9 protein-coding genes and 1 tRNA gene are annotated in these 7,958 nt (G+C 56.1%); 3 read left to right on the top strand and 7 right to left on the bottom strand.

The genetic code is table 11. The features are described 5' to 3' along the window. Positions 1 to 161: 161 nt before the first annotated feature. From ACTF5F_RS01250 to ACTF5F_RS01240, 3 genes are all read right to left on the bottom strand, one after another. A complete protein-coding gene (locus ACTF5F_RS01250; protein WP_438955065.1) occupies positions 162 to 470 on the bottom strand; it encodes a hypothetical protein in 309 nt (102 codons plus the stop codon). Further along, a complete protein-coding gene (locus tag ACTF5F_RS01245; protein ID WP_438955064.1) occupies positions 467 to 874 on the bottom strand; it encodes a hypothetical protein in 408 nt (135 codons plus the stop codon). The genes ACTF5F_RS01250 and ACTF5F_RS01245 overlap by 4 nt, the downstream gene beginning before the upstream one ends. 382 nt (positions 875 to 1,256) lie before the next feature. Beyond that, positions 1,257 to 1,333, bottom strand: a tRNA-Arg gene (locus ACTF5F_RS01240). Positions 1,334 to 1,443: 110 nt separating this feature from the next. On the opposite strand from ACTF5F_RS01240, the gene ACTF5F_RS01235 reads away from it, so the two are divergent. Beyond that, positions 1,444 to 2,469, top strand: a complete 1,026-nt coding sequence (locus ACTF5F_RS01235; protein ID WP_438955063.1) for a LacI family DNA-binding transcriptional regulator — start codon at positions 1,444 to 1,446, stop codon at positions 2,467 to 2,469. 226 nt (positions 2,470 to 2,695) lie between these two features. On the opposite strand, the gene ACTF5F_RS01230 is transcribed toward ACTF5F_RS01235, so the two are convergent. The 4 genes from ACTF5F_RS01230 to ACTF5F_RS01215 all read right to left on the bottom strand — a co-directional run bounded on the left by ACTF5F_RS01230 (position 2,696) and on the right by ACTF5F_RS01215 (position 5,994). Next, positions 2,696 to 3,925 carry an AGE family epimerase/isomerase gene (locus ACTF5F_RS01230; protein WP_438955062.1) on the bottom strand — a complete coding sequence of 410 codons (1,230 nt, stop codon included), beginning with the start codon at positions 3,923 to 3,925 and terminating at the stop codon, positions 2,696 to 2,698. Between the two features lie 67 nt (positions 3,926 to 3,992). Continuing rightward, the gene (locus ACTF5F_RS01225; RefSeq protein WP_438955061.1) at positions 3,993 to 4,787 is read right to left on the bottom strand and encodes a metal ABC transporter permease; all 795 of its coding nucleotides are present in this window, start codon (positions 4,785 to 4,787) and stop codon (positions 3,993 to 3,995) included. Between the two features lie 2 nt (positions 4,788 to 4,789). Continuing rightward, positions 4,790 to 5,527: a zinc ABC transporter ATP-binding protein ZnuC gene (gene znuC, locus ACTF5F_RS01220; protein WP_438955060.1), complete on the bottom strand. Its 738-nt coding sequence runs from the start codon at positions 5,525 to 5,527 to the stop codon at positions 4,790 to 4,792. Positions 5,528 to 5,529: 2 nt separating this feature from the next. Continuing rightward, the gene (locus ACTF5F_RS01215; RefSeq protein ID WP_438955059.1) at positions 5,530 to 5,994 is read right to left on the bottom strand and encodes a Fur family transcriptional regulator; all 465 of its coding nucleotides are present in this window, start codon (positions 5,992 to 5,994) and stop codon (positions 5,530 to 5,532) included. An 84-nt stretch (positions 5,995 to 6,078) separates the two neighbouring features. On the opposite strand from ACTF5F_RS01215, the gene ACTF5F_RS01210 reads away from it, so the two are divergent. Then, on the top strand, positions 6,079 to 6,975 hold the full coding sequence (locus tag ACTF5F_RS01210; protein WP_438955058.1) for a zinc ABC transporter substrate-binding protein: 897 nt from the start codon (positions 6,079 to 6,081) through the stop codon (positions 6,973 to 6,975). 94 nt (positions 6,976 to 7,069) lie between these two features. Continuing rightward, positions 7,070 to 7,954, top strand: a complete 885-nt coding sequence (locus tag ACTF5F_RS01205; RefSeq protein ID WP_438955057.1) for a metal ABC transporter substrate-binding protein — start codon at positions 7,070 to 7,072, stop codon at positions 7,952 to 7,954. Positions 7,955 to 7,958 lie beyond the last annotated feature (4 nt).

The raw sequence follows: 7,958 nt of genomic DNA, 5'->3' as shown, positions 1-7,958 counted from the left end.
TTCTTCATTGTAGGTCTCCCTTGAATCTCAGTAGACCGTCAGGGTCTTTGTAGAACGTGTTCTGCGGGATTGCTGCGTACACGATGAGATTCATCGACACGCTCTCTGTCCACTTCGGTTGCGAGGGATAAGCTGCACTTCCGTCTGGTTTGTCAGTTGTTCTATGCGTCATCTGTCACCTCCTCATTCTTGAGGACGTGCTTCTGAATGGCGGCACACCAAGCCCCGACACCTGTCCACATCGTTCCAGCGGTGACGCCACCACGAGCTTCGTACAAACGAACAGTTGTGGGATGACGCCAGAGGCTGATTTCGCTGCCATCATTCAAAACTGCCCATGCTGATAGCCCATTTAGGCGCTCAGGATCACTGAACGCAGGTCTAAACAAAGTGTATCCGTTGCGGACATACTCATTAGGACAATCACGTGGGTCATCATAAATACGATCTGTAAGAGGCGTCATACTCATGCTGCTGCCTCCTTAGTCCCGTTGACACGTGCTAAGGTATCTTGAACCAGCTGATACAAAGGAAGCGATGCACTGTACGTACTGTCCTCTAACGAAAGCAGGTTGCCCTTTACGGCTGCTGTTAAGTCACGAGGCAACGCCGTAGGTATTGAGTATTTGTGAGGATTACTTTGAATAGTAGGCGGAACAGTCAGCCTCGCACCTGTCTGCACCATCTGCATAAACAAAACAGCGACGATTGACTCATAAGCCAAGCTGGTCGGTCTGATTTGCTTTGAGCTAAACAAACCCCGAAGACGCAGTTCAGTACGAATAGCTTCAATCTCATGTTGCTCTTGTACGTTTGCTGATTGGAAAAGGTCTCTTGCCCCGTCCAGCTGCTCGAGGAGTTCCAGATTAGTCATAGAAAGCACTCCCTAAAATTTCCCGATCTTGCATCATCTTCTGCTGCGACTTGGTTGAGTAGTAACCAGCCATCCCAGAAGGATTTGATCGTCTCATCTGCTGCCACTGCTGAAAGGTTTTTGGTTCGTTGTTTTGCTTGGAATCCGAAATGGAGTCTGAGTCTTGAGAGAAGACACTCATGGGTCACCTGCTGCTATATTTATGGGGGCAAGGGAGTTCGCACCTGAGGCGTCGTCCCTTGACAATATACTATAACATTTTACTAGATTTGTCAAGCAAATTCGGTACAGGAAATACTAAAATTTGGTACAGAGATGCCCCTACTCACACCTCATTACATCAAGGCGGCTGTATATTTTAGTATATTTTTCAATAATTTGCTGGCGACCCCGGCAGGATTCGAACCTGCAACCTGCCCCTTAGGAGGGGGCTGCTCTATCCAGTTGAGCCACGGGGCCTCTAACCTCTACGTCGCGCAGAAATTAAGCGTGGTCAACGGTCGGGCTTGGATTGGACGCTCAGGCAAGGTAGAGGTTCATAACTGCCAAAACTATGGGGCAAGACGTACTTGACCGATCCAACCAAGCGCCCACTGACCTTACGCGATGTCTCAGAAGCATCCGGCGTCAGCGAAATGACCGTCAGCCGCGTCCTGCGCAACAAGGGCGATGTCAGCGCCGTTACCCGCGAAAAAGTTCAGAATGCCGCGAAACGCCTTGGCTACGTGCCGAACAAGATCGCAGGCGCGTTGGCCTCCCAACAAGTCAATCTCGTGGCCGTTATCATCCCGTCCTTAGGCAATATGGTGTTTCCGGAGGTGCTTTCAGGCATTTCGTCTGTCCTTGAATCGACTGAGCTGCAGCCCGTTGTTGGCGTCACGGACTATCTGCCTGAGAAGGAAGAGAAAGTTCTTTTCGATATGCTGTCGTGGCGGCCTGCTGGCGTCATCATCGCGGGACTTGAACATTCCGAGGCGTCGCGCGCTATGCTCCGGCAAGCCGACATTCCGGTAATCGAGATCATGGACGTAGACGGCGAACCGATCGACACATGTGTCGGCATATCCCACCGACGCGCAGGTCGGAAAATGGCGGAAGCGATCATTGAAGCGGGCTATCGCAAGATCGGCTTCATGGGCACGAAAATGCCGCTCGACCACCGCGCCCGTAAGAGGTTTGAAGGGTTCACCCGCACGTTGGCCCAAAGCGGGATCGAAATCGCCGATCAGGAATTCTACTCCGGCGGGTCCGCGCTAGCCAAAGGGCGCGAAATGACCCAAGCTATGCTAGAACGTTCGCCGGACCTCGATTTTCTTTATTATTCCAATGATATGATCGGCGCTGGCGGCTTGCTATATCTGCAGGAAACGGGGCGCAAAATTCCTGATGACATCGGGTTGGCGGGTTTCAACGCTGTTGAGTTGCTCGAAGGGCTGTCGTTGCGTTTGGCGACTATGGATGCCTGCCGCCGCGAGATTGGTCAAAGGGCTGCTGAGGTTATCGTGGAACGTCATATGGGTGTGAAAGACCATGAAACGACCATCAGTCTGAAGCCAAAGCAGCAACCAGGCGACACATTGATCCGGAAGACGTAGCGCGGGCCTCACCATTTCACGCCGCACGCAGGCAAGACACGTTTTGCAGCTTTCGGGATTCTGTCTTCGCACCGACCCGACATCCGCATCGTCATTCACCCTGTCAAACTGGCACTCCCTGCCGGAGCGCCTGTGCTGCAACCGTGGATTTGGACAACCCCGTCCAAGACAGGGCCTTCCTCCACACCTTCGAAGGATATGCTTGGATCGAAAGGCGTAGTGGGGCCTAGGTCGCCGACAGATCCAACCGTGATATACCGCGCGCCAGCGGAAACAGATCAGCCTGCAGCGCGTGGTATATGTCGCCCTTACCGGCGAAAAGTGCCTCTATCGCGCGACCGTCGGCATCCAACTCATGAAACCAACCGCCGGCGTCATGATCTACGAAATGGTCATGGGCAAAACGCCAGACGTGCCGATACCAGTATTCATCCGCTGGATTTCGTTCCAATTTGATAAAAGCCGCAAGCACGCCAATCGCTTCTGTTACGGGCCACCAATAGCGATCCCTGATCGCTGGCTGACCTTGCGCATCCAGCGTGTAGAAGAACCCGCCCTCCTCCGACCATGCATCCCGCAGCGCGGTTTCCATAATGCGTCGCGCCGCTTGCGGGGCGCCGGTGTCGGGCCGACCGGCCAAATCCCAATGCTGTAGATGCAAGCGCGTGAGTTCGAAAGAATGCCCTGGCGTTGTACCATTTGGCCGGAACATCGGATTGCCCACATAGGCCAGATCGACCCGCCATTGCGCATCGTAATGCTCCGGTAAGCGCCAATCATAGTCAGGCGCAATCCGTCCAATGAAGAACTCAAGGATGCGGCCCGCCTTCTCAAGATACTCGGCCTGACCCGTCGCTTCAAAAGCTGTCAGCAGCGCCTCCACCGCATGCATATTCGCATTCATCCCGCGATAGGTTGAAAACGGGGTCCAGTCACGGTTCCATTCATCCGCAAAAAGACCAACGTCCTCTTCCCAGAACCGATCATTCAGGATGGTGGTGACATCTTCGATCAATTCATTCGCTTTGGGATGCCCTGCCATCTTGGCACTCGCTCCAGCAAGCAAGACAAAGACATGCCCATAAGCCAGCTTTTTGTCATCCACCGACCCGGCGCTGTCACAGGACCAGAAGTACCCGCCGAACGTCTGATCACGATGTGCGTTAAACAGATAAGACATCCCCTGGTCGATCATGTCATCCGCACCAGCAACACCAAACTGATGACCCAAAGCATAGGAATGCACCAACCGCGTCGTTGAATGCAGTTCTTGCAAATCCGTGGCCAGCGGGTTGCCGTGCCAATCCAGCAAATGAAACCCGCCCTCGGGCCGCATACTAGATTTGAAGAATTCAAACTGACTCTGGGCGTCGGATTTCAGCCAAACGCGATGAACAGGATCATCCAACCAGAACCCTTCAACTTTTTCAGATGCGAGGTGCGTACAGTTAGTCATATCATACCCTTAGGAAGTTTTTGGGCTCTGTCAAAGTGTTTCGGAGCAAGGATTTTTTAGTTGACCCTTAGGCCGCGCGCCGGAAAAGCGCCGCGATATTTGCCAGACAAAAGAGTAGCGCCGCGGCGCAGACGATGGTAGGCCCCGTGGGTGTGTCGAAGGTGAACGACGCCAAAATCCCTGACACGACGGAGACACAGCCCAGGGCGGCGGCGGTGAAGGCCATACGCTCTGGCGTGCTGGCCAGTTGCCGCGCGGAAGCGGCAGGAATGATCAACATGGAGGCGATTAAAAGCACGCCAATCACTTTGATCGCCACCGCGATGGTGATGGCGAGGGCAACGGTCAGGATCAGCTCCTCTCGCTTCGGGTCGATGCCGGAGGCTTTTGCGAGGTCGACGTTCAAAGTGCTGGTGAGCAAGGCGGACCAACGCCATGTCAGCAGCACGATGACCGCGATGGCACCGCCCCAGATCACCAGAAGATCGGTCGTGCCCACGGCGAGGATGTCGCCAAAAAGGTACGCCATCAGATCAATGCGAACGCCTTGGATGAAGGACACCGCGACAAGGCCAAGCGCCAGCGCGCTGTGCGCCATGACACCAAGCAGCGTGTCCATCGCGTAGCCGCGCGAAGTCAGCGATGTGACGGCAAGCGCCATGACCAGCGTCAGACATACGACGCCAACAAAAACGGAGAGGTTGAGCGCCAAAGCGAGTGCCACGCCAAGCAGGGCGGCGTGGGCGGTGGCGTCGCCGAAGTAGGCCATCCGTCGCCAGACCACAAAGCAGCCCAATGGGGCGGCGGCAAGGGCAACACCGATCCCAGCGAGGGCGGTCATCAGAAGGAAGCTGTCGATCATCTTTATTCGACCGCGTGCTCATGATTGTGGTCGTGATCATGAGAGTGGTTGTGATCGTGTCGGTAGAGCGCCAGCGCTCCTTTGGTGCCCGATCCAAAGAGCGCACGATATTCAGGGGCGGAAGCGACATGCTCTGGCGCGCCTTCGCAGCAGACATGCCCGTTGAGGCAAATCACACGGTCAGAGGCGGCCATGACAACGTGGAGTTCATGGCTCACCATCAGGATCGCGCAGCCGAGTTCATCGCGGATCGTGGCGATGAGTTGATAGAAGGCGGCGGAACCGGGTTGGTCGAGGCCTTGGGTCGGCTCATCAAGGATCAGAAGCTGCGGCTCGCTCAAAAGCGCGCGGGCCAAAAGGACGCGTTGGAACTGCCCGCCGGAAAGTTGCGACATCTGTTGGTGGCGCAGATGGTCCGCGCCGGTCCGGCTCAAAGCCTCCGCAATCTGTTTGTTTGGGGAGGGTTTGGGCAGCTTCAAGAACCGATCGACGGTCAGCGGCAAAGTCGGGTCGATGGCGAGCTTTTGCGGCACGTAGCCAATGCGCAGACCGTCCGCTTGCGCGACCGTGCCGGAGGTGGGCGGGATCGCCCCAATGAGGCTGCGCAACAGCGTCGACTTGCCGGATCCGTTTGGCCCCACCACAGTGACAATCTCACCGGCGTTCAGAGCGAAGTCGACGTGGTGCAAAATGGTGCGGTTGTCGAGCGTGACCGACAAGCCCTTGGCCGTGATGAGCATGGTTAGGCGTCCTGACATTTGGCGCAGTTGCCGACCGCTTCGACAACGATCCGGTCCACGTCGAATCCTGCCGCCGCAGCGGTAGCGTTGAGCGCGCTGACGTCGTGGGTTGTGGTCTCTTCCGCCACGGCTTTGCAAGTGCCGCAGATCAAGAAGGCGGGTGTATGATGGCTGAGGGGGTTGGAACAGGCGACGAAGGCGTTCAGCCGTTCGATCTTATGCACGAAGCCATGCTGTTGCAGGAAGTCGAGCGCACGGTAGACGGCGGGTGGTTGGCTGCCCAAGCCTTCGTCGCTCAACGTTTCTAAGATGTCATAGGCCCCCATCGCGCGGTGTTCGCCCAGCAGGATCTCATGAACCCGCTTGCGCACGGGTGTGAGTTGCAGGGCGTTGTCTCGACAATACTGATCCGCTTTCTGGCGCGCGTTCTGGATGCATTTTCCGTGGTCGTGATGGGCGTGTGTCATGGGTACCGACAATTTTAGGTCTGGGTGTTGATATGTTATATTATATCATCTATCAACTCGTTTGTTCTGACTTGGGATCGACACATGTTTCGCAAAATGCTTTTGGCTTTGCCCCTTCTGGGGGTGCCCTCTTTCATCTTGGCCGATGTGCCATCCGTCGCCACCGATATTCTACCTGTGCACAGCCTTGTGTCGCAAGTGATGGATGGGGTGGGGGAACCGTCTTTGATCCTGCCACCTGGGGCGTCGCCGCATGGTCATACGCTGCGCCCATCAGAGGCGCGGTCGATCCGTGAGGCAGATGTCGTATTCTGGATTGGGGCGTCGCTGACGCCGTGGTTGGAAGAACCGTTGGAAACGTTGGGCGCTGAGGCGCAGCACTTCACCTTGATGCGCGAGGATGTCGAGTTGACGGTCATCGCGTTGGAAGACGGGCATGAGGATCATTCCGATCACGATCATGGCGATGCTGACTATGACCCGCATGGATGGCTTGATCCGGACAACGCTATGATGTGGCTAACGCAGATTGCGGAAGTATTGTCCGCCTTGGATCCCGAGAATGCCGATGACTACGCAATCAACGCGCGGATCGGGATTTCGACGATTGAGGGGGCCGTTTCGCGCGCCAATGCAGCGGTGGACTTGGACGGGAAGTCTTACATCGCCTATCACGATGCCTTTGCCTATTTTGACCGGTATTTCGGCCTGACCAAAGTGGCTGCCGTCACCCCAGCCGATGCGCGGGAGCCGAGCCCGTCGAATATCATCCGCATCAGGGGGGATATTGAGGCCTCCGGCGCCGCCTGTTTTGTGGCCGATGCGCCCTTTGATGAGGACTTCGTGTCGATCCTCTTTGGCCCTCAGCCAGTGAAGACTGTTATTATCAGTCCGTTGGGGTTGGAGTACGCGCCCGGACCATCGCTGTACCCGCAGATGATCACCAATATGGCGGCCGCGTTTGGGGAGTGCCTTTCCTAGCACTCACAACACCCTGAGAATGGTTCGCAATAGCATTGACAATTTGCGAACTATTCGCATTTTCTTGTCGTAAGAGACTCAAAGGAGATGTTTGATGCGTGTCATCGCGCTTGCCCTGCTGTTCGGGATGCTGGCCAATGCGGCCTCGGCTGAGCGGTTGAAAGTTGTGACCACCTTCACCGTTTTGGCCGATATGGCGCAGAACGTGGCGGGGGATTTAGCCGATGTGGTGTCGATCACCAAGCCGGGGGCAGAGATCCACGGCTATGAGCCGACGCCGCGCGATATTGTCAAAGCTGTCGATGCCGATCTGATCCTGTGGAACGGGCTGAACCTTGAATTTTGGTTTGAACAGTTTCTGAGCAATCTGGACAATGTGCCCTCTGTCACCCTGACCGACGGGATTGAGCCGATTGCGATTTCGGAAGGCACCTACAACGGCAAGCCGAACCCGCATGCGTGGATGGGGTTGGAGAATGCGCTGATTTACATCGACAACATCACCGCCGCCTTGTCGGAACACGACCCGCTCAATGCCGCGCTTTATGCGGCGAATGCGGCGGCTTATAAGGACCAGTTGCGCGACACGATTGAGCCGCTGCGCGAGCAGATCGTGGAGATTCCAGAATACAAGCGCTGGCTTGTCACTTGTGAAGGGGCGTTCAGCTATCTGGCGCGGGATTTTGAGTTGAAGGAGCTCTACCTCTGGCCGATGAACGCCGATCAGGTGGGCACGCCGCAGCAGGTGCGCAAAGTGATTGATGGCGTTCGGGAAAATGGGATCCCCACCGTGTTCTGTGAAAGCACGGTCAACACGTCACCAGCCAAACAGGTCGCGCGGGAAACTGGCGCGCTCTATGGTGGGGAGCTTTATGTCGACAGTTTGAGCGAGGCGGATGGGCCGGTGCCCACCTACCTTGACCTGCTGACTGTGACCGCACGCACGGTTGCCGAAGGTCTGACCAAGGGAGCGGAGTAACGCA

This window comes from Cognatiyoonia sp. (assembly GCF_965661665.1).
Classification (GTDB): domain Bacteria; phylum Pseudomonadota; class Alphaproteobacteria; order Rhodobacterales; family Rhodobacteraceae; genus Cognatiyoonia.
This window is presented reverse-complemented; position numbering and strand designations above follow the sequence as displayed.